The 21,394-nt window shown below is 60.8% G+C and carries 19 protein-coding genes; 10 read left to right on the top strand and 9 right to left on the bottom strand.

Annotation, left to right across the window (positions count from 1 at the left end):
* Positions 1 to 13: 13 nt before the first annotated feature.
* Positions 14 to 2,533 (bottom strand): alkaline phosphatase D family protein, encoded by a 2,520-nt coding sequence (locus tag GM655_RS02600; RefSeq protein WP_155433058.1) that lies wholly within the window; start codon positions 2,531 to 2,533, stop codon positions 14 to 16.
* Positions 2,534 to 2,736: 203 nt separating this feature from the next.
* Here GM655_RS02600 and GM655_RS02595 point away from each other — a divergent pair, with 203 nt between their 5' ends.
* The 8 genes from GM655_RS02595 (at position 2,737) to rng (ending at position 9,726) form a co-directional block, all read left to right on the top strand.
* Positions 2,737 to 3,462, top strand: coding sequence for a YebC/PmpR family DNA-binding transcriptional regulator (locus GM655_RS02595; protein WP_155433057.1), 726 nt, complete (start codon positions 2,737 to 2,739; stop codon positions 3,460 to 3,462).
* Positions 3,463 to 3,468: 6 nt separating this feature from the next.
* A complete protein-coding gene (purD, locus tag GM655_RS02590; RefSeq protein WP_155433056.1) occupies positions 3,469 to 4,737 on the top strand; it encodes a phosphoribosylamine--glycine ligase in 1,269 nt (422 codons plus the stop codon).
* Positions 4,738 to 4,841: 104 nt separating this feature from the next.
* Complete coding sequence (hemF, locus tag GM655_RS02585) at positions 4,842 to 5,756, top strand: oxygen-dependent coproporphyrinogen oxidase (RefSeq protein WP_155433055.1); 915 nt, start codon at positions 4,842 to 4,844, stop codon at positions 5,754 to 5,756.
* Between the two features lie 2 nt (positions 5,757 to 5,758).
* Entirely contained in the window at positions 5,759 to 6,418 is a 660-nt protein-coding gene (locus tag GM655_RS02580; RefSeq protein ID WP_155433054.1) for a nicotinate-nucleotide adenylyltransferase, read from the top strand.
* Complete coding sequence (gene rsfS / locus GM655_RS02575; RefSeq protein WP_155433053.1) at positions 6,418 to 7,104, top strand: ribosome silencing factor; 687 nt, start codon at positions 6,418 to 6,420, stop codon at positions 7,102 to 7,104. The genes GM655_RS02580 and rsfS overlap by 1 nt, the downstream gene beginning before the upstream one ends.
* Positions 7,105 to 7,110: 6 nt before the next feature.
* Complete coding sequence (gene rlmH, locus GM655_RS02570; protein WP_155433052.1) at positions 7,111 to 7,581, top strand: 23S rRNA (pseudouridine(1915)-N(3))-methyltransferase RlmH; 471 nt, start codon at positions 7,111 to 7,113, stop codon at positions 7,579 to 7,581.
* 8 nt (positions 7,582 to 7,589) lie between these two features.
* Positions 7,590 to 8,210, top strand: a complete 621-nt coding sequence (locus GM655_RS02565; RefSeq protein WP_155433051.1) for a Maf family protein — start codon at positions 7,590 to 7,592, stop codon at positions 8,208 to 8,210.
* Positions 8,211 to 8,259: 49 nt separating this feature from the next.
* Positions 8,260 to 9,726: a ribonuclease G gene (rng, locus tag GM655_RS02560; RefSeq protein ID WP_155433050.1), complete on the top strand. Its 1,467-nt coding sequence runs from the start codon at positions 8,260 to 8,262 to the stop codon at positions 9,724 to 9,726.
* Between the two features lie 105 nt (positions 9,727 to 9,831).
* On the opposite strand, the gene GM655_RS02555 is transcribed toward rng, so the two are convergent.
* The 4 genes from GM655_RS02555 to GM655_RS02540 are packed head-to-tail and all read right to left on the bottom strand — an operon-like array spanning position 9,832 to position 14,807.
* The gene (locus tag GM655_RS02555; protein WP_155433049.1) at positions 9,832 to 10,518 is read right to left on the bottom strand and encodes a hypothetical protein; all 687 of its coding nucleotides are present in this window, start codon (positions 10,516 to 10,518) and stop codon (positions 9,832 to 9,834) included.
* Between the two features lie 19 nt (positions 10,519 to 10,537).
* Positions 10,538 to 12,670: a hypothetical protein gene (locus GM655_RS02550; RefSeq protein ID WP_155433048.1), complete on the bottom strand. Its 2,133-nt coding sequence runs from the start codon at positions 12,668 to 12,670 to the stop codon at positions 10,538 to 10,540.
* Position 12,671: 1 nt separating this feature from the next.
* Entirely contained in the window at positions 12,672 to 14,300 is a 1,629-nt protein-coding gene (locus GM655_RS02545) for a hypothetical protein (protein ID WP_155433047.1), read from the bottom strand.
* A 36-nt stretch (positions 14,301 to 14,336) separates the two neighbouring features.
* Positions 14,337 to 14,807, bottom strand: a complete 471-nt coding sequence (locus GM655_RS02540) for a hypothetical protein (protein WP_155433046.1) — start codon at positions 14,805 to 14,807, stop codon at positions 14,337 to 14,339.
* A 226-nt stretch (positions 14,808 to 15,033) separates the two neighbouring features.
* On the opposite strand from GM655_RS02540, the gene GM655_RS02535 reads away from it, so the two are divergent.
* Entirely contained in the window at positions 15,034 to 15,768 is a 735-nt protein-coding gene (locus GM655_RS02535) for an alpha/beta hydrolase (RefSeq protein WP_155433045.1), read from the top strand.
* Here the strand turns inward: GM655_RS02535 and waaF are convergent.
* Together waaF and GM655_RS02525 are read right to left on the bottom strand one after the other, a co-directional pair.
* Positions 15,749 to 16,789 (bottom strand): lipopolysaccharide heptosyltransferase II, encoded by a 1,041-nt coding sequence (gene waaF, locus GM655_RS02530; protein ID WP_155433044.1) that lies wholly within the window; start codon positions 16,787 to 16,789, stop codon positions 15,749 to 15,751. The two genes, GM655_RS02535 and waaF, sit on opposite strands and share 20 nt — an antisense overlap.
* Positions 16,786 to 18,042, bottom strand: a complete 1,257-nt coding sequence (locus GM655_RS02525) for an O-antigen ligase family protein (RefSeq protein WP_155433043.1) — start codon at positions 18,040 to 18,042, stop codon at positions 16,786 to 16,788. The genes waaF and GM655_RS02525 overlap by 4 nt, the downstream gene beginning before the upstream one ends.
* Before the next feature lie 58 nt (positions 18,043 to 18,100).
* Here GM655_RS02525 and GM655_RS02520 point away from each other — a divergent pair, with 58 nt between their 5' ends.
* Positions 18,101 to 18,925 (top strand): glycosyltransferase family 2 protein, encoded by an 825-nt coding sequence (locus GM655_RS02520; protein WP_155433042.1) that lies wholly within the window; start codon positions 18,101 to 18,103, stop codon positions 18,923 to 18,925.
* A 32-nt stretch (positions 18,926 to 18,957) separates the two neighbouring features.
* Here GM655_RS02520 and GM655_RS02515 read toward each other — a convergent pair whose 3' ends face one another.
* Both GM655_RS02515 and GM655_RS02510 read right to left on the bottom strand, forming a co-directional pair.
* On the bottom strand, positions 18,958 to 19,569 hold the full coding sequence (locus GM655_RS02515) for a response regulator transcription factor (protein ID WP_155433041.1): 612 nt from the start codon (positions 19,567 to 19,569) through the stop codon (positions 18,958 to 18,960).
* The gene (locus tag GM655_RS02510) at positions 19,559 to 21,184 is read right to left on the bottom strand and encodes an ATP-binding protein (protein WP_155433040.1); all 1,626 of its coding nucleotides are present in this window, start codon (positions 21,182 to 21,184) and stop codon (positions 19,559 to 19,561) included. The genes GM655_RS02515 and GM655_RS02510 overlap by 11 nt, the downstream gene beginning before the upstream one ends.
* Positions 21,185 to 21,394 lie beyond the last annotated feature (210 nt).

Below are 21,394 nucleotides of genomic sequence, written 5' to 3'. Positions count from 1 at the left end.
CCCCGCGCTGGAGTTAGCTGATGCTCACTGCTGCGCTGCCGGCGTTGACGGTAGCGGTGGTGATGCGTGCGACTACATTGGCTGGTGCGCTGCCACCTACCAACTTATTCACCTGCTTGAACTGGGCCACCAGCTTGCCCGGCGTGAGCGTTACCAGCGTATAGCCCTGCGCATCGGTGTTCACATGCTTGAGCCACGGGTTGTTGCCCAGACCAGCCAGTTGCTGCGCCAGCGCCAGCAAACTGGTACTGAAGTCGCTATTGGCCTGCAGGCCGGCTAGCACGGCGCTGGTGGTCGCATCGAGCTGCGCTTCCGGCAAGCCTTTGGCACCCAGCGCGCCGCGTACCTGCACGCGGGTCTGCTCCAGCAGGCTGGCCACGGTCGGCGCTGCCTTGCCCATGGTGTAGTCGAGCAGGTTGAAGCTCAGGTTTAGCGTGCCCAGCCCCGTTACTGGCACTGCCAGCGGATAGGTGACCAGTGCCGCGATATCGCCCAGCGTAGTGGCTGCATCGCGCAGATACACGAAGAAGGAGTCCGAGCTGATACCGGCCGTGACCAGATCTGTCATCACCGGCGTGCCGCCGCCTGCAGCATCGTAGTCGTCGCTGACGCTACCGGCGAAGAACGCGTGGATGTCGCCCGTCAGCGCTACCACATTGCTCACGCTATTGCTTTTCAGGTGAGCCATCAGCGCCTTGCGCTCCGAATTGTAGCCATCCCACTGGTCGCAGTTGAGCAGGAAGCGCGCGAAGAATGGCGCCAGCGCAGCCTGCTTGCCTGCTGCCTGCACGAACACGGAAGCGGCCTTGTTAGCCTGTACATCGGGCTTGATGTAGCCGAACGCGATGGTCTGCGCGCCAGCGCCTACCAGCGCTGCCGGCGTTGCCGCCACCACGCCGCTGCCTGCCAGATACACTGCCGTATAAGTCGCCACAGCGATGCCGGCCTGCGCTGCCGTCAGTCCCGCTTTCATGCCGGCCGCCACGCGCGCTTCAGTGCTGCTGCCCGGTACCGCGTAAGCTGCCATGATCGCGCCTGCACCCTGCTGGGCCAGTGCTGGCGTGGCACCCGCCGTAGCGGCCGCCACGATGGCAGCGGCCAACGGGAAGTTACCAGCCGTGGCCGTGGCCGTGCTGCTGATCGAACCGGCCAGCGTGGCGATGGAATTCAGTGCCAGCAGCGTGGCCACGGCATCCGTACCGTTCAAGCCCATGCGCAGCAGCGAGACTTCATTGCCCCACAGCTTCCACGTGCTGCTGGCCGATTTCATCTTGTCCATCCACCACTGGCGCTGGGTCGTGCCCAGCATGGACACGGTGGCCAGCGGCTCCAGCCCGATGGCCGTGGCGCCGCCCATCTTCTGCGCTTCCACCGTGTTGAATACATCCTGCTGCACCAGATAGCGCGCGCCCAGACGTCCCAGCGGCTTGCCCGTGGCCGGATTGATGGCCGATTCGGGGATCACGTGGTCGGCACGGTACAGACGCTCATCTGTCATCACCAGCTGCATCAGTTTGCCGAACTGGAAATCGCGGTAAATCTTGATGTTCTGGAAGCCGGCAGCGGCTGTATCGAGCACCACATCGGCCGGCATGAATTCGAACCATGCCTGACTAGCGCTGCGGCGGCGGCTGGTCTGGTGCAGGTCGGAACCGTCGGCCTGATTGAAGCTGCCGTCATAGGTCTGGGCATCCTGCCATGCATCGTCGCTGAATTCGTGGTCATCCCAGATGGCGATGAAGGCGAAGCGCTCGTGCAGCGCCTGCAGGCGCGCATCGGTGCGGTATTTCTTGTACAGATAGCGGTAGTCGGCCAGCGTATTCGCATACTGCGCGCCGCTGCTGCCGTTCTTGTAGGCGCCATCGGGCAGCTTGAGCTTGTCGTGGCGGCTTTCCACGCCGCCCAGCTGGAAATCTTCACCCACCGTCTCGTAGATGTAGTCGCCCAGATGGACGATGAAATCGAGGTTCTCGGCTGCGATGCTGCTCATCGCGCCCCAGTGGTTGATGCTCCAGTCCTGACAGGTCATGTAGGCGAACTGTAGCTGGGCCACGTCGGCCTCGGCGGCCGGTGCCGTCTTGAAGCGGCCTACGTTGGAACGCGTGTCGCCGGCGATGAACTGATAGTAGTACAAAGTGTTCGGCGTCAAGCCGGTGACCTTGTGGCGCACGGTGTTGTCAAATTGCGACTGCAAAGGCACGGTGGCATCGGCCACCAGCTGTCCGCTCAGGGCTTTGTTGCTGCCCATGGCGGCGCTGTTGTCGGCCGCCGTCAAAATCACGCGGATGCTGCTATCGGCCACGCCCGTCAGCACAGCCACATCATCGGCCGTAGCCGGTACGGCGCGCGTCCACAGAATGATGCTATCACTGTGCGGATCACCCGAAGCTACGCTCTGGGGGAATTTCCATGCCCCGCTAGCCGTGGCTGCCGGGCCTGCACTGCTGCTGCCACCGCAAGCCGTCAGTCCTGCGCCGGTCGCCACGGATGCCGTGATGAAGCTGCCGAACTTGATAAATTGCCGCCTATCCATAGACTCTCTCCTAGATTTATTTTGGTTATAAGAAAGAAAATGTTATCAGCGGAAAATGACGCTCGTGCTACATAAAATGGAGGTATCCCTCTAAGCCGACTTCCGGTTACCGGCGGGCGGCGCTAGCGTCGGCCGCCATGCGGCCTATGCTAGAATATCGCCCTCACCGAACACCAACTGACACCGCCGAAGGAAGAGCAAACATGGCTGGACATAGCAAATGGGCCAATATCAAACACAAAAAGGCTGCCACTGACGCAAAGCGTGGCAAGATCTGGACCCGTCTGATCAAGGAAATTACCGTTGCTGCCCGCATGGGCGGTGGCGACGTGCAGACCAACCCGCGCCTGCGTCTGGCCGTGGACAAGGCTGCCGATGCGAATATGCCGAAGGATAACGTGCAGCGCGCGATCAACCGCGGCACCGGTGGCGACGATGGCGCCAACTACGAAGAAGTACGCTACGAAGGCTATGGCATCGGCGGCGCCGCCGTGATCGTCGACTGCATGACCGATAACCGCGTACGTACCGTGGCCGAAGTGCGCAATGCCTTCAACAAAAACGGCGGCAACATGGGCAACGAAGGCTCGGTGGCCTTCATGTTCAAACACTGCGGCCAGTTCCTGTTCGCGCCGGGCACCAATGAAGACGCGCTGATGGAAGTGGCGCTCGAAGCGGGCGCCGAAGACGTGATCGCCGACGAAGAAGGCGGTTTCGAAGTGCTGTGCGGCCCGCACGATTTCGCTGCGGTGAAAGACGCGCTGGAAGCGGCCGGCTTCAAGGCTGAAGTGGCCGAGATCATCATGAAGCCCGCCACGGAAACCGTGTTCAGTGGCGATAACGCCGTCAAGATGCAGAAGCTGCTCGATGCGCTCGAAGCGCTGGACGATGTACAGGAAGTCTATTCCAACACGCTGATCGAAGACTGAGGACATATGAAAATTTTGGTAGTCGGCTCTGGTGGCCGTGAACACGCACTGGCCTGGAAACTCGCGCAATCCGAGCGCATCCAGATGGTCTACGTTGCTCCCGGCAATGGCGGTACTGCACGCGATGCGCGTCTGGTCAACGTCAACATCACCGACCTGCACGAACTGGCAAACTTCGTCGAACAGGAAAACATCGGCCTGACCGTGGTCGGTCCGGAAACCCCGCTCGCTGGCGGCATCGTCAACCTGTTCCGCGCACGCGGCCTGAAAATCTTCGGCCCGTCGAAAGAAGCAGCCCAGCTGGAGTCGTCGAAAGACTTCGCCAAAGCCTTCATGCAGCGTCACGGCATTCCTACGGCCCGCTACCAGACTTTCTCCGATGTGACTCAGGCGCACGCCTACATCGACGCCAACGGCGCGCCTATCGTCATCAAGGCCGACGGTCTGGCTGCCGGTAAAGGCGTAGTGGTCGCACTGACGCTGGAAGAAGCCCACCGCGCAGTGGACGATATGCTGGCCGATAACCGCTTCGGCGATGCCGGTGCGCGCATCGTGATCGAAGAATTCCTGGCCGGCGAAGAAGCCAGCTTCATCGTCATGTGTGATGGCAAAAACGTGCTGCCACTGGCCACCAGCCAGGACCACAAACGCCTGAAGGACAATGACGAAGGCCCCAACACGGGCGGTATGGGCGCATACTCGCCTGCACCTATCGTCACGCCAGCCATGCATGCACGCGTGATGCGCGAGATCATCAACCCTACCATCGCCGGTATGGCCAAGGATGGCATCGTGTTCACCGGCTTCCTGTATGCCGGTCTGATGATCGATGCAGCCGGCAACCCGCGTACGCTGGAATTCAACTGCCGCATGGGCGATCCTGAAACCCAGCCCATCATGTCGCGCCTGAAAACCGATCTGGTCACGGTGATGGAACATGCCGTCAACGGCACGCTCGATCAGGTGGAACTGGAATGGGACCGCCGCACGGCCGTCGGCGTGGTACTGGCAGCGGCCGGCTACCCGGACACGCCGCTGAAAGGCGCTGTGATCGACGGCATTCCGGCCGAAACTTCGGAGACCGTCACCTTCCACGCTGGCACGGTGGAGAACGCCGGCCAATTGCAGGTCAGCGGTGGCCGCGTGCTGTGCGTGGTCGGTCTCGGCGACAGCATCAAAATGGCGCAGAAGCAGGCTTACGAAGTGGTCGACCAGATCAGCTTCGAAGGCATGCAGTGCCGTCGCGACATCGGCTGGCGCGGTCTCAAGCACTAAGTTCTCGCACTAAGCTCTACTTAGTTCTGCTATAGGCAGGTGGGTATCACAAAAACGCGCAACAGGGTACAATCCACCCTCACTTTTTTTAATTGCGCCGCTTTATGCCCACCTCCCCTAACCCTGAAGCCGTCAAGGCTTATCTGCTCGAGCTGCAAAACCGCATCGTTCAGGCACTGGAGACGGTGGATGGCAAGCCCTTCCTGCGCGATGCGTGGGAACGGCCGGAAGGCGGCGGCGGGATTTCCCGTCTGGTTGAAGAAGGCAATGTAATCGAGCGCGGCGGGGTAAATTTCTCTCACGTGGCCGGCGCCAAACTGCCTCCTTCGGCAGCAGCATCGCGCCCCGATCTGGGCGGCAAACCATGGCAGGCCATGGGCGTTTCACTGGTACTGCATCCACGTAATCCGTATGCACCGACGGTGCACATGAATGTACGCTTTTTCACCACCACCAATGCAGCGGGCGAGCCGGTGTGGTGGTTCGGTGGCGGCATGGACCTGACGCCGTACTACGGCAATCTGGACGACGCCAGGCACTTCCACCGCACTTGTGCGGACGCGCTGGCACCACATGGCGCGGATTTGCATCCACGCTTTAAAAAATGGTGCGACGAATATTTTTACCTGAAACACCGGCAGGAAGCACGCGGCGTAGGCGGCGTGTTCTTCGATGATTACAACGAAGGCGGTTTCGACGCCAGTTTCGCCATGATGCGCAGCGTGGGCGACGCCTTCCTCGCGGCCTATCAGCCGATACTGGAACGCCGCAAGGATACGCCGTATGGCGAGCGCGAACGCGACTTCCAGGCGTATCGACGCGGCCGTTATGTCGAATTCAATCTGGTGTTCGACCGCGGCACGCTGTTCGGCCTGCAGTCGGGCGGCCGCACGGAAGCCATCCTGATGTCGATGCCGCCTATCGTCAAATGGCGCTATCGCTGGGAACCCGAAGCCGGCTCGCCGGAAGCGGCGCTGTACACCGACTTCCTGCCCCACCGCGACTGGCTCGCTGCGTGACGATGGCCCGCCGAATCGCACTGCTGGGAGGCAGCTACGATCCGGTGCATAACGGTCATGTAGCGCTGGGACAGTATTTCGCGCACTTGCTGCAGGCTGACCAGTTACGCATCATCCCGGCCGGCGCGCCATGGCAGAAATCCGGCCTGCAGGCCAGCCCGCTGCAACGGGCAGAAATGACGGCGCTGGCGTTTGCCGGCGCGGCCGCCCACGTGGTGATCGACCCGCAGGAAATCGAACGGGCCGCGCAGGGGCAGCCCACCTACACAATTGATACGCTGCGGCAGGTGCGCAGCGAACAGGGGCCGGACGCTTCCATCAGCTTCATCATGGGCGTCGACCAGTTGCAAAAACTCGATAGCTGGCGCGAATGGCGCGTGCTGTTCGACTACGCCCACATCTGCGTAGCGAGCCGCCCCGGCTATGACATTGCCACCGCTGGCCTGCCGCCAGCCGTGGCCGAGGTGTTTTCCAGTCGGCTGGGAACACCGGAACAAATCCGTAACACGCCGCACGGTCTGACTTATCTGGCACAGGACCTCGCGGTGGATATCTCTGCCACCGGACTACGTGCGGCATTACAACGGGGGGAAGCGGCAAACTCGCTTATCCCGCCGCTAGTGCTAGACTATATTGAACAACACCATCTATACAAAAGCTAATGGACATCAAAAAACTGCAAACCCTCGTCGTTGACGCTCTGGAAGACGTCAAAGGCCAAGATATCGTCCTGTTCGATACCACCCACCTCACCAGCCTGTTCGACCGCATCGCTATCGCATCCGGTACCTCGAACCGCCAGACCAAGGCGCTGGCCGCCTCGGTGCGCGACAAGGTCAAGGAAGCCGGCGGCGACGTCTACGGCATGGAAGGTGAAGACACGGGTGAATGGGTACTGGTCGATCTGGGCGATATGATCGTCCACATCATGCAGGCACCAATCCGCGCCTACTACCGTCTGGAAGAAATCTGGGGCGACAAGCCGGTCAAACTGGGCGCCGCCAAGCGCAAGTCGACCAAGGAAGGCGAAGCTGCTGCAGCGCCTAAGAAGGTCAGCACCCACCTGGCCGCCGGCAAAAAAGCCGTGGATGCGAGCCCGGTCATCGAGAAGAAAGCCCCGGCGCGCAAAGCCGCTGCTGCCAAACCGGCCGCCGAGAAGAAGACCGCCGTCAAGAAAGAAGCTGCTGTCCCAACTGGCAAAACCGTCAAGGTTGGCAAAACCAAAACCGCGATCGCTGCTGCCGCTGCACTGAAAGCCCAGCCGCCTAAGCGCAAGCCCGCCAAGCCTAAGGCGGAAGAAGCACCGGTGAAAACCGTCATCAAGCGTATCAAGAAAGCTGCCGAGTAAGTCTAGATGCAGCTCATCATCGCTGCGGTCGGCCATAAAATGCCGGCCTGGATAGAGACTGGCTACGCCGAATACGTCAAGCGCATGCCGCCGGAACTCAAGATCGTGCTGAAGGAAATCAAGCCGGTCGAACGTTCCGGTAGCAAGACTGCCGCCACCGCGATGGCGCTCGAACGCGAGCGCATCGAAGCAGCCCTGCCCAAGTCGGTGCGCATCATCGCGCTCGACGAACGCGGCAAGGATCTGACGTCGCTCGGCCTGTCGCAGCAGCTCGAAGCGTGGCAGCAGGATGGCCGTGACACGGCCTTCCTGATCGGCGGCGCCGACGGTCTCGATCCTGCATTAAAAGCCCGCGCCGAGGGCCTGATCCGCATCTCCAGCATGACCCTGCCGCACGGCATGGTGCGGGTGATGCTGGCCGAGCAGCTCTACCGCGCGTGGACGATCACCCAAAACCATCCCTACCACCGAGTCTGAGGTCCGCCATGCAGTCAGCCGAAAACATGATCTATCTTGCCTCCAAAAGCCCGCGTCGTCGTGAACTGTTGCGCCAGATCGGCGTGGAGTTCGAGCTGCTGCAACTGCGTAGCGACGGCCGGCGCGGCATGGACGTGACGGAAGAAGTACTGCGCGGCGAAACCCCGGAAGTATATGTGGCGCGCGTGGCGCATGAAAAAGCCCATTTTGCCCACCGCATGGTCAAGCTGCGCAATATGCCGGAGCGGCTGGTGATGGGGGTGGATACCACGGTCACCATCGATGGCCGCATCCTCGGCAAGCCGGGCAGCGTGACGGAAGCACGCGGCATGCTGGAACTGCTGTCGGGCCGCAGCCATCAAGTACTGACTTCGGTGGCGCTGTGCTCGGACGCGTTCCAGGGCCAGTTCACGCAGGTGTCCGAGGTACGCTTCTGCAAACTGTCGGCCGAAGCCATTCAGGCCTATTGCAACAGCAAAGAACCGTTCGACAAGGCCGGCGGCTACGGCATCCAGGGCATGGCTGGCCAGTTCATCGAACATATCTCGGGCAGCCATTCCGGCATCATGGGCCTGCCCCTGTACGAAACGGCCCAGCTACTCAAGCAGGCCGGTTTGCCGCTGCTGTAAGCGGCGTGTATGATCGACGTTCATAACCATACGCAGTAGCCGGAGACCTATGAACGAAGACATACTGATCAACATCACCCCGCAGGAAACCCGCGTCGCCCTGATTCTGCAGGGCGCCGTGCAGGAACTGCACATCGAACGCACGCTCACGCGCGGCCTGGCCGGTAACGTCTACTCCGGCAAGGTGGTGCGGGTACTGCCGGGCATGCAGTCTGCCTTCATCGACATTGGTCTGGAACGCGCCGCCTTTCTGCACGTGGCCGACATCTGGGAAGCCCGTCCGCACGACGGCAGCCAGAACGCTGCGCCGACCCCGATAGAAAAAATTCTGTTCGACGGTCAGGTGCTGACGGTACAGGTGATCAAGGACCCGATAGGCACCAAGGGCGCGCGCCTTTCTACCCAGATCTCGATTGCCGGCCGCATGCTGGTGTATCTGCCACAGGATAGCCATATCGGCATCTCGCAGAAGATCGAAAAGGAAGCCGACCGCGAGGCGCTGCGCGCACGCCTGCAAAGCCTGCTGCCGGAAGATGAAAAAGGCGGCTACATCGTGCGCACCCAGGCCGAAGAAGCCAGCGATTCCGACATCGCTGCCGACATTGAATACCTGCGCAAGACTTGGGGCGCGATCAGCCATGGCGCGCGCACCAAACCGGCCACCACGCTGCTGCATCAGGATCTGAGCCTGGCCCAGCGCGTGCTGCGCGATTTCGTGCACGATGAAACCGCCACCATACAGGTGGACTCGCGCGAGAACTATCTAAACCTGCAGGAATTCGGCAAGACCTATACGCCTAGCGTACTGCCACGGCTGCAGCACTACACGGGCGAGCGCCCGCTGTTCGATCTGTATGGCGTGGAAGAAGAAATCCTGCGCGCACTGGGGCGCCGCGTCGATCTGAAATCGGGCGGCTACCTGATCGTCGACCAGACCGAAGCGATGACCACCATCGACGTCAACACGGGCGGTTTCGTGGGCGGACGCAATTTTGCCGACACCATCTTCAAGACCAATCTGGAAGCGGCGCATGCGATTGCGCGCCAGCTAAGGCTGCGTAATCTGGGCGGCATCATCATCCTCGATTTCATCGACATGGAAAACACCGAGCACCGCAACGCCGTGCTGCTCGAGCTGAAGAAAACCCTGTCGCGCGACCGCACCAAAGTCTCCGTGTCCGGCTTCTCGGCGCTGGGACTGGTGGAGATGACGCGCAAGCGTACACGCGAATCGCTGGCCCACATCCTGTGCGAACCCTGCCCGGCCTGCAACGGCAAGGGACAGGTCAAAACTTCGCGCACCATCTGCTATGAAATCCTGCGCGAACTGCTGCGCGAAGCCAAGCAGTTCAACCCGCGCGAATTCCGCATCCTCGCTTCGCAGGAAGTGGTCGATCTGTTCCTCGAAGAAGAATCGCAGCATCTGGCCATGCTCGGTGATTTCATCGGCAAGAAGATTTCGTTACAGGTGGAGACGGCCTACCATCAGGAACAGTACGACGTCATCCTGATGTAGCGCTAGCGCGCCGAAAGAAAAGGGGGCAAGTCGGGCAAATGTGCAGCCTCTGCAACTATGCCCGACCAGCCCCCAGATCGAAGATCGAAAATCGATTAGCGCAGATTATTTAAACATATCGGCGTTCAGTTCGGCCGGCTTGGATTCAGCCTTCACGTCAGGCACCGACAGATTCGCGCCTTTCATCACTTTCAGTAGCGCTGGCAGCAACTTGCCGGAGACACTAACGGTATCGGCCAAGATAGGCAGCGCATCTTTTACCGGCATGACTTTACCCATGCTCATCGGGTTGCTGGAAACGCTCTTGACGATATCACCACCGGTCTTGCCCAGGTTACCGGCCCCCAGTGCTGCGATGGTGAAGTTGCTGACGCCAGCCAGCAGCAGTTTCTGCTTGTCCTTGCTCAGATTCTTGGTGTCTTCCTGCGCAGTCTTGCTCTGGGCCAGTTCGGCTACCAGTGCACCATCTGTCTTCAGGGCTTCAGCCGCTTTAGCCTGCTGTTCTTTCGGGTCGGTGCTCTTGTTGAAGGCAGCCACTTCTTCCTGAATCTTGGCGGCTTTCTCGGCCGTCGCGTAGGCAGCTTCTACCGCTTTCAGCGAGTTATACACCAGCTTATAGGTGTTGCCGCTCTGTTCCATGAAGGATTTCACCTGACCGTCGATGTCGCCCTTGGCTTCCGATTTACCGCCGCCCAGTGCACTACCAAGGCCGCCGAACTGGGCCGAAGCTGGTGCAGAAACCGCCAGTACACCGGTGATCGACAGAGCCATTACCAGAGTTTTGATCTTCATGCTGTGCTTTCCTTTGTGATTATTTGGCATTGAGCCGTTTCAGTAATTCGGATGCTACGTTGCTACTACTTTGCAGCGCCTGATAGCCGGCCAGGTTCTCCACCTGGCTTTCATGGGCACCGGAAATCTGTATGTTTTCGCCGGCTATGGCATCCTTCAGTACGCCCGTCTTGCCTTGTATGGTGGCGCGTAGTCCCAGTACGAGCTTGGCAGTACAGCCTTCGGCGTTGCACTGCCGATCGCCAGCCTTGAGTACATAGCCGCCCTTGTAGCAAGCGGCTGGCACCGGCGGCGGGGTTAGCCGCATCTTGTAGAAACCGTCGTGTAACAGCGTGTTGGCAGCACTGTAGAAAGCCGGATCGGTAATCTGCAGGTTGTAATTGCCCGCGTGCCCGACTGCGTGCTCGATTACGGCACCGAGAAACTCGCCGCTCAGGCTACCGGTAGAGCCGGTGACAGGCCCGCAACTGGCCAGATCGGGCACCCCGGCACGTGACGCTGCCACGACGCGGAAGATGTCGCCGTTGCTAACGGCCGGATAATTGCGCGGATCGAGATTACGGTAGGAGAACAGCGTACCTGTGCCCTTGCTCTGCGGCGGCGCATCGGCCGCCTCTGCCGCCAGCTTCACCAGCACTGCGGCACCACCCTGCTTCACGCCCAGCGGATGCAGCACGTCGAAGGTGATGTCCTGACCTTCGTTCAGCTGCAGTCCCTGCACCATGAACTGTCCCGGCTGGGCTTCGCTGATCACATAGTCGCGCACGTCGAAACGCACGTTCTTAAGGAAACGCTGGCTCAGATCCACCACTGCGTTCTTGCTGGAGATTTCCTTGGCACTGGCCAGCGCCAGCCCCGCGCCGCTGGTGCGCTTGATGACATATTGGTCGCTGCCCAGCTCCGAAAAAATCGCATTGCCGGATTTATCCAGCAAGGTACCGGCTACCAGCGTGCCAAATTTCTCTTCGCTGTTCACACCGGCCGCCCCCGTCTGCACAAAGACAGGCGTGTTCCAGACGCCGAAGCGGACGAAGAAGTCCGGCACATCGCTGCGACTGTCATACACCTGCTTGGAGGACGGATATTTATCCCACCGCGCACAGTTGGCCTGCTGACGTACCGAGGCCATGGTATCGGCAAAATTGATATCCACCGGCGCCAGTGTAAAAGGGGCACTGAAGCCGATATTCTTCGAGAACAGATCCGCCGCAATATAGCCTGCCTGCCCTTCCGGTGTAGCCGAGTAGACCGGCATCACGCGCGGCTTGCTGCCATCGCTACCCAGACTGGAAAACACGAACTGATAGCTGGCGTTTAACTGGGGCGCCCCACTGATCGCCTTGAGCACGGTGTAATGCTGATCTGTGCTAATCACCTTGAATACCAGTGCATCCTGCTCGGGGCGGGCGGGGTCGCTCGCTTCCAGATCCTCGCCAGCTGCGAAACCGACGCCATAGCCCTGATCCGTGACCCAGTAATCACCCACCTTGTGGGTCAGTTTGACCGGCTTCTGCTGCGGACTGAAATGCTCGCGCACATCGGCCACCAGCGCGCGGATCTGCTTCTCCGTATTCGCCACCACCGCCTGCGCCAGCAGCGCATCGGTACTCTTCTGCCCTAACTCCGCCTTGCTCACCACCACCGTGGTGTACTGGGTGCTGCTGGCCACGTAGGCCAGTTTCGAGCGCTCGGCCTTGAGCACCTGCACATTGAGCGTGACCGGCATCAGGAATTCGACATTGGCGCCCTTCTCCACCGCATACAGCGAAGCGCGCGTCACCCCCATGACCATTGCATAGGCGGCATTGACTGCTACGGCAAAGCTACCCTGACCACAGGCCACGCCCTCGCTCAGATAGGCATAACTTCCCTTTTTCACATCGCGCACCTGCGTAGCGTGCACGATCGAAGCCGGATAGGCTGCCGCCAGTGCCGCACCAAACTCCCCCAGCAGCTTTTTCTGCACGTCGCGCGTGAATACGTCATACATGCGGCTATCGATCAGCGGTCGCGCTGTACGCGCCTTACCTTCCAGATTCAATCCTTCGATTTCGCGGATAGGATAGACGTAGTAATCCAGCGCGCTGGCCGAACTGGCCACTAAGGCCGTGCATAGCAGCAGGCCGGCGCTGCGCAAGCTAGGGCGCGCCATATCAGAAGCCTTTCGGTGCCGAGCCGTCGATACTCACCGCGATCTGCCCGCCTTTGACAATGATGCGGGCATTCTTGGCATCGGGATTCTCTTCGGCGATCTGGGCCACCAGCGCGCGCAGTTTGTTGATAAAGCCTTCCTTGGCCTTGACCGACCAGCTCAGATCCTTGCTAGGATCTTCCTGCATCTCTTTGCTGATCGACTTCAGCAGATCAGGGAAGGCCAGCATGATGGATGCCTTGATTTTCTTGGCACTATGCAGGAATACATAGAACGATTCGCCCTGCACCGCTTTCAGCTGCAATTCCTTGGTAGCGGCCAGACTGATCGCCTGCGCGGCATCTTCCGACAGTGCAGCAGCCAGACGCTGACGGCATTCCTGATCGACCTTGCCTTGTGCTTCACGCGTCAGCTTCTTCGATACCAGACCCGAATTGGTGCCCACGTTATACGAAGTCAGGCCCAGTGCGCCGGAGCAGGTCACGTCACCACTGGCGGTCTTGCCGGTAGTATTCATCACGGCCGTGCCATACACGATATAGTTGGCCATATACGGCTGACGGGAGGCCTTCTGGGTGATCGCGTCAAACTTGCCCTGACGCTCCATATCGGAAATCAGCAGGCGCGCACCTTTTTCGGTGCGGATATCTTTCTCTGGAACGTATTCGAGGCCGAATTTCTTGGCGACTTCTTCCAGCCCCTTGCCGATCAGCGCCGCCGAGGTATCAGACGGTTTGGCATTATCGATGCCGGCAAAGGTCTGCTTGAAGCTGAAGTCGGTCACATCTTTCTTGCTCGATGCCGAAGCCGAGCTGGAAGAACTCGCATCAGCCCGTTCCGAACTGGCGGCACCGGCAAAGCTCGATTGCTGCGAACCGGCAAACGAGGACTTACGGCTAGCATCCAGACTCGCATCGCGCGAACCGGCTACCCGGGTATCGCTGGCGGCCGCGCCGGAATTGCCGTAGCGGTCGGCCACGGCGACACCGCGCTGCTCGCTAGCGCTGAAGGAACCCTTGTCGCGCGCCGAAATGGACGCGCTATCGCTGGACGCAACCGCGCTCTTGGAGCTGGCAGCCACGGCAATAGCGTCCTTGGACGACGATGCTGAAGCGGCCGCCTTGCTGGACGAAGAGGCGCTGCTCTTATCCTGATGGAATTTGATCTCCGTGCTCAGCGGCTGGCCCGCTTCCAGCATCGTGCCGACACCGAAATATTCGTCAATGATGAATACGATCTTGGCCAGCGCCTTGCTGGAGATCAGTCCATCAATCGAACGTGCCAGTTCATATACTTCGCTGGCTTCCGCCTTAAGCACCGACTTGGCCGTCACCAGATCGCCATCCGTGCTGTAGCTGGTCAGCAGATTGTCGGACAATTGCTTGACCAGATCATCCACCGCTTCCTGCACGGCCGGATTGTTCTTGCTGATGTTCATGCGGTTCTTCAGCGCCGCCATGACGGCATCGCGATCTGCCGCTTTCTTGGCCAGCTTACGCGCCTTGAGCAGACTGCCACTTTCCTGAATGCTGACTTCTTCCGAGCTACCTTTGGCTTCCACGGTTTCTGCGTAAGCCGGCAAACCGGCGCACAAGGCGGTGATCAGACAGGGCAGGACCAGTTTTTTCATGAACATTTCTTTAATCTCCGGATAGAACAACTAGGTTTATTTGCCAACAGTGACTGCAGCATCGCCGGCCTGTACGCTCATTCCTTGCGAGCTCTGTTGTATGCTGGCCGGCGGCAGCGGGGCTGCGGCAGCGGGAAGGGAAGTAATAGATTCAGGCGCGGCCTTGGGTGCCGCCGTTGCGCCAGCAGCAACAGCCAGTTCCATGTGCCGTGCGGCCTGCATGGCATTGCCACTGGCCAGATAAGCACCAACCAGCGCACGATGAACCAGTCCCTCGGGATCAGCATGCTTCTGCAAAAAGCCTGTGCCGATTTCCACCGCGGCAGCGGTCTGCTCGCGTTCTGCGGCAAGTTCGATACGCTGGGCAATGACGGCCGCATCGGGCGGCGCCAGCACGTCAGCCAGCGCCTGGCGCTGGCCCTCGCAGCCGGTCAGCGTGGTGGCCGCCACCAGCAGCACCAGAGCGCGGGCTGCTAGCCGCAGTACAGAACGATCTAGACTGGACAAAATACTCTCCAAAATCAACAAAATTACGTTTTTTATTAAAAACACTATAATGAAAGTGTATTTTAAAAACTTCCGTGTGGCAATAATTGTTTATTTTGAGAATTTTATTGATTGTGGCAAAAAGAAATATTGGTGGCGGCGGCCCACCTATCCGGACCTGCGAAATCCACCCACCCGGACAAAACCCGCTACACTGGATTAACCCCGTGATCGTGCAGGAGTCGCCATGACCAGTCCCGTACCGAGCAGCCCTGCTTCCGTGCACCACGGGCGGCTGCAGGCCCGTACCTCGCTCTATGGCAACGGCGCCAGCGCCGCTCTGGCGCTGCCCGCCGGCATACACAAACTGGCTTTCCCCGCCCAGCGTCAAGCTGTGCTGTACATTCCGCACGCCACCGGACAGGCCTTGTCGCTGCTGGTGCTGCTGCATGGCGCCCGTGGCCAGCATGGCGGCGCTGATGCGGCTGCCCTGCGCTATGCAGTGCGTGAACAGGCACTGCTGCTGATACCGGAGGCCCATGGTACGAGCTGGGATATGTTTCGTGGCGGCTACGGTCCCGATATGGACTTCCTCGACCAGTCCTTGATGTGGGTCATGCGGCGCCATGAAATCGCCGCAAATGCCGTCACGCTGGCCGGATTTTCCGACGGCGCTTCGTATGCACTGTCGGTGGGGCTGATGAATGGCGAGCTATTCAGCGATATTCTGGCGTTCTCGCCGGGCTGCATGCTGCCCAATGCGCGCAGCGCCAGTCCGCGCATCTTCATCGGCCATGGCACGGGCGATGCCGTGCTGCCCGTCGAGCGGGGCCAGTCGCTAGCTACCCAGTTGGCCAACGAAGGCTATCAGGTGCATTACGCAGAATTCGATGGCGGCCATCTGGTGCCACCATCCGTGGCCGAAGCAGCATTTGCGCTACTGGGCGTGGGCGTAGCGGATGCTAGCGGGCCGCCAACATAGGCTGCAGGCGCTGCCACACCAGCTCCGGTGTCAGCTTGACCATGCAGTCCTGATGCCCGAGCGGGCATTCGCGCTGCTTGCATGGCGCGCAAGCGAGACGCAGCGAAATCGACGCGGCCAGATCGGAAAACGGCGGCGCATGGTCGGGGTCCGTCGGGCCGTATAGCGCCACCACGGGACGGTTGAGCGCCGATGCAATGTGCAGCAGACCGGAATCATTGGCCACTACGGCACTGCTCACGGCGATCAGCGCAATCGCTTCGGCCAGCGAAGTAGCGCCAGCCAGATTGAACACCTGCGCGCCCGCTAGCTGGCTGGCGACTTCGATGCAGGCTTCCTTATCTTTCGGTGAACCGAGCAGGATCACCTGCGTGGCAGGCTGCTGCGCCACCACGGCACGGGCCAGACCGGCAAAGTGGCTGGCCGGCCAGCGCTTGGCGCCGCCGAATTCCGCGCCCGGCGCCAGTGCCAGCACGGGCCGTACGGCATCGATGCCCAGCCGCGTGCAGACGGCCTGACGCTGCTCGGCACTGACCTGCATGCGCGGCTTGGGCAGCGCGGCACGCGTGGCTGCGCTCTGCTGGGCCAGCACGGGTGCACCCAGCGCGGCATAGAACGCCACCATAGGCCGCGGCGGGGTTTCGTCATGGTGCATCAGGTTGATCAGGCCATAGCGGCTCTCGCCCTTGTAACCGACCCGCTGCGCAATGCCGGCCAGCCAGGGGATCAATGCGTACTTGATGGTGTTCGGCAGCACGTAGGCATCGGCATAGCCGCGCTGGCGCAGCAGCCGCGCATACTTCCAGCGCTCCTTCAGTTGTAGCGCGCCATGGCGGAACGGGGTTTCCAGCACTTCCGCCACTTCCTGCATCTGGCGCCAGACGGGCGATACGGCCGGTGGCGCCAGCACATCGATGGGGCGCTCCGGATGGGCCGCTTTGAGCAGTTGCAGCAGCGGCTGGGCCATCACGGCGTCGCCTATCCAGTTGGGCGAAATCACCAGGGTACGCAGTTGGCTCATGCCTTTTCTCCACTCGCGGGCGGCAACTGCGTATTCAGACACAGGCCTATCAACAGAAACAGCATCAGGGCGTAGAACATACAGCTACGCACTGACCAGAAAATCACTTCGGTCAGACCGAAGGCAAAGTAACTGAGCACCAGCAGCAGCCCCGCCAGCGCCGGCGCATACGCGCCATTGCGGCTGGCCTCGGGGCAGTTCAGCATGCGCACAAAGAACAGCATGGGCACCACCAGCGTACCCGCCCACACCAGCAGGCCGGTCACGCCACCGAATACCAGCATCTGCAAGATATCGTTGTGATAATGAGGGAAATCCAGCACGTAAGGGTGGACTCGCCCCTGTACCACCAGCGCCTGCAGCTCGCTGCGTTCGCTGACGGGGTTCAATCCCAGCAGTGGGTGCTGTTTGATCAGTTGCACGGCGCTGCGCCACAGTTCAAAGCGGATGCCCACATTGGTATAGGTTTCGCCGCCATTCAGATATTGTTCGACATCGTTGATGCCCTGATCCACCCGCACCCGGGCGCCCGTTTGCGGAATGAAGAAGGTGCTCACCATGAGCGCCAGCGCCAGCAAGGCCAGGCCCTTGCGCAGACGGCCGCGCAGCACGTGGCTGTAACGCAGCAGCACGATCAGCGCGAACACGATGGCGAGCCAGCCACCACGGGTGCCCGAAGCGATGGAGCCAAACAGCCCGGCCAGCGCGCCGAGGCCGGGCCACAGCGCAGCGCGGCCGGGGAAATCCTGCATGCCGGCCAGGCAGAGCAGGCCCATACACAGCACGATGTCGCCAAAGGTAATCGAGTTAATCAGGCCACCCGGCCGGTCCACGCCCAGCCCCCAGCGCTGGTAGGCAATGAAGATGGCGCCGGCTATCGAGCCCGCGATCAGGCCCCACCATAGCGCACGGCGCTGGGGCCTCAGCGCCAGCACGGTCAGCATCACGGTGGCCGCAGCCAGCATGCGTGTGGGTTTTTCCATATCGCGCAGCAGCACGCCGCTGCTGAAGCACAGGTTCAGCACGGCCAGCAGCAGCGCCAGCGCAAACGCGATCAGTACGGGGCGCACGGCCGGCATATGGGGCCGCAGCGCCGCCATGGCCGGACGGCGGTAGAAAATCGCGGCCAGCAGAAACGCGAAACTGCACAGGCCTACGCCAAAACTGCTGATCAGCGCCAGAAAAGGCAGCATGAAAATCAGGCTGTGGATAAAGACAGTGCTGGCGCGATTCGGAGGTGAGCTATTATTCATGCATTTTTATGTTTTATGCGGTGCGACGGGACTGCCCTTCGTGCGCGCAGTTTCCAATATGCCATCGCCCACTATTTCCGTCGTCGTCACCACCTATAACCGTCCTGATGCCCTGACTTGCGTCATCGAGGCCTGCTTCGCCCAGGACGATCAGGACTTCGAAATCATTATCGCTGATGACGGCTCCGGCTACAACACGCAGCAGGCCATCGCCGCGCTGCAGGCGCGTGCGCCCATGCCGCTGCGCCATGTGTGGCAGGAAGACCTGGGCTTCCGTGCCGCCAGAGCGCGCAATCTGGGCACGCTGGACGCCCATGGCGACTACATCGTGTTCCTCGACGGCGATTGCGTACCGCAGCGCGATTTTATCAGCCAGCACCGCAAACTGGCGCAGCGCGGCTATCTGGTATCGGGCAGCCGCATTCTGCTCAGTCCGGCCGCTACCGAACGCACGCTGCAGCAGCACCTCGATCTGCAAAGCCTGACGCTGGGCCAGAAGCTGGGCTGGCGCGTGCGCGGCGACACCAACAAGGTGCTGCAACTGCTGGCCACCTGGCCCGACTTGTGGCGCACCAGCAAGCGCTTTACCTGGCGCCGCATCAAGAGCTGCAATCTGGGCGTCTGGCGCAGTGATCTGGACATGGTCAACGGCTTCGACGAGAGCTTCCTCGGCTGGGGCCATGAGGATTCCGATCTGGTGGTGCGCCTGTTTAATGCGGGGGTGATGCGCAAGGACGGCGCTTTCAGCACGGAAGTGTTCCACCTATGGCACCGCGAAAACCAGCGCGACCAGGAAACCAGCAACCGCAAGGTGGTGCTGCAGCGTGCTGCGGACCGCACCATCGTGGCCGTACACGGCCTGCGCGAACACGCTGCCGGCTAAGCTGCCCGGCGCGGGCATTTCCGCGCTGCGGTTCAGTTGTTCTTGTCGAGCATGCTGATCCGCACCAGATCCGCCACATTATCCACCCCGAGCTTGGCCATCAGCCGGGCTTTATGCACCTCCACCGTGCGCACGCTGATGCCCAGTTCGGGGCCGATATCGCGGTTATGCCGCCCCGTCACCACCAGCTTCATCACTTCGCGCTCGCGCGGCGTCAGCTCGCTCAGCAGGTGTAGGCTGCGGTCGTGCTGCTCCTGCGCCGTATGGTGGCTGCGCGCCAGCTCCAGCGCCTCGTCGATGGCGGCAATCAGCTTGGCATCATCGAAGGGCTTCTCCAGAAAATCAATGGCATTGGCGCGGAACGCGGCGCGCGCCATGCTCACATCACCATGGCCACTCATGATAATCATGGGCAGTGTGCAGCCGCGCTTGAGCAGGTCCTGCTGCAATACCAGCCCGTCCATGCCGGACATGCGGATATCGATCAGCAGACAGCCGCGCCAAGCCACTTGCCAAGCCTGCAGGAAGGCTTCGCCACTGGCAAACATGGCCGTGCGGTAGCCGCGCACGCCCAGCAGCAAGCCTAGTGCGTCGCGCACTGCGGGATCATCGTCGACGATAAAAATAGTTAGATCATGTTGCATTATTCACCTGCGTATTTAGCTGCTCTTCCGCCCGCACCAGCGGCAGCGCCAATCTGAAAATACCATGTTGCGCCACCTCTGCCCACAGCGAACCGCCGTGCGCTTCCATCATGGCGCGGCTCAGCACCAGCCCCAGTCCCAGCCCGCTCGCCTTGGATGACACAAAGGGCTCGAACAGGCGCATGGCCTGCGCCGAGGAAATACCTTTACCGCTATCCTCCACGGACAACTGCACGCAGCCATGGCGCGCGCGCCCGGCCCGGCGCTGGGCCGCTATCTGGCTGACCGTCACCGTCACATGGCGCTGCCCGGCCGGCTGCTCCTGCACGGCTTCCATGGCATTGGCCAGCAAATTGCGCAGCACCAGCTCTAGCTGCAGGCGGTCAGCCTGCACGGCCAGCGCCGGTGCCGGCAAGATGGTCAGCACCACGCCCTGCTCGCGCATGGGGCCGAGGAACTGCTGGCTCACATCAGCCACTACCTGATTCATTTCGAGCAATTCCAGCTTGATTGCGCCGGTACGAAAAAAATCGCGCAGGCGCCGCACCACATCCGCCGCCCGGCCCGACTCGGCGATCATGCGCTGAATCGCGCCCTTCATCACTTCACCTGCTTCGCCGCGTTCGAGAAGCAATTCGCATGCCTTGCCATAAGCGCCGAGCGCCGTCAGCGGCTGGTTCAGCTCGTGCGCGAGCGCGGCCGCCATTTCGCCGGCCGCCGCCAGGCGCAAGGTGCGTTTCAATTCATTCGAGGCCTTGCGCAGCTCATCCACCGCAATACCGATGGAGAAACCCACCAGCGCCAGCACGGCATCGAGCATCTGCAGCTCGTGCACGGCAATATCGACCGCATGGTTCCATTTCACCAGCGCGCCTATGGCTGCCTGCAGCGTAAAGACCATCAGCGCCGTGCCGTACAGCCCCTGCCGGAACGCCGCCCAGATCACGGGCAGGAACAGGAAATAGAAATGCTTGAATTCCGAGGTGGCGATGGAACCGAACACCAGAAACAGCACGCCTATCGTCAGCCCCAGATAGCCCAGCGTCTCGGCGCGCCACACGGTCGCAAACAGGCGCTGCCGGCCGGAGGAACTGGACAGCATCCAGAACAGCGGCATCGACACCAGTATGCCCACCACATCGCCTATGCCGAAACGCAACACGGCCTCGCCCCACTGCCCCAGCGGAATCAGCCCACCCGCCGACAACAGCGCGATATAGCCCAGATCGTTGAGCAGCGCGCCTACCACCACGATCACTACCCAACGGAACATGCGATCGCGGCTATCGAACACGCCGCCATCGCCAAACTGGCGCCGCAACATCGCCCCCAGCATGCCGTAGCCGCAAGTCAGCCATAGCGAACTTAACAGCGTGATACACCAGCCTGCCGGCAAGCCACGCACCAGCAGCTCGCCGCCGACCAGCGCCACGCACCACGGCAATGCCGCCAGCCAGCCATGACGCAGCCAAAACACCAGCCCCAGCGCAGGATCAGGATTCCAGGGCGTGATATTCAAGCCATACAGCGGATCGACATAAGTGGCCCAGTCGAAAAGCAGGTACAGCGCTATGAACGCTGGAAATTCCAGATAACGGGAACGGACTTGATGCATAGGTGGCTTTGTATCGTTTTGTAGCATTATGCATTTTCTGAAAGCAATAATCACTGCATTTTATGCCTACGCGTTTCCCTTATGAATCCAAGAGTTTACGCCGTGCAGAGGCTATTTTTCCAGACCGCCATTATTAAGGGAAAAGCGTAGGTCTTTACACCAATTTACATTGCGTTACACAGCCGCTACCATATCGACTTGAATAAAGTG

The sequence above is a fragment of the Pseudoduganella danionis genome (genome assembly GCF_009720775.1).
GTDB classification, from domain to species: Bacteria; Pseudomonadota; Gammaproteobacteria; order Burkholderiales; family Burkholderiaceae_D; genus Rugamonas; species Rugamonas danionis.
This window is presented reverse-complemented; position numbering and strand designations above follow the sequence as displayed.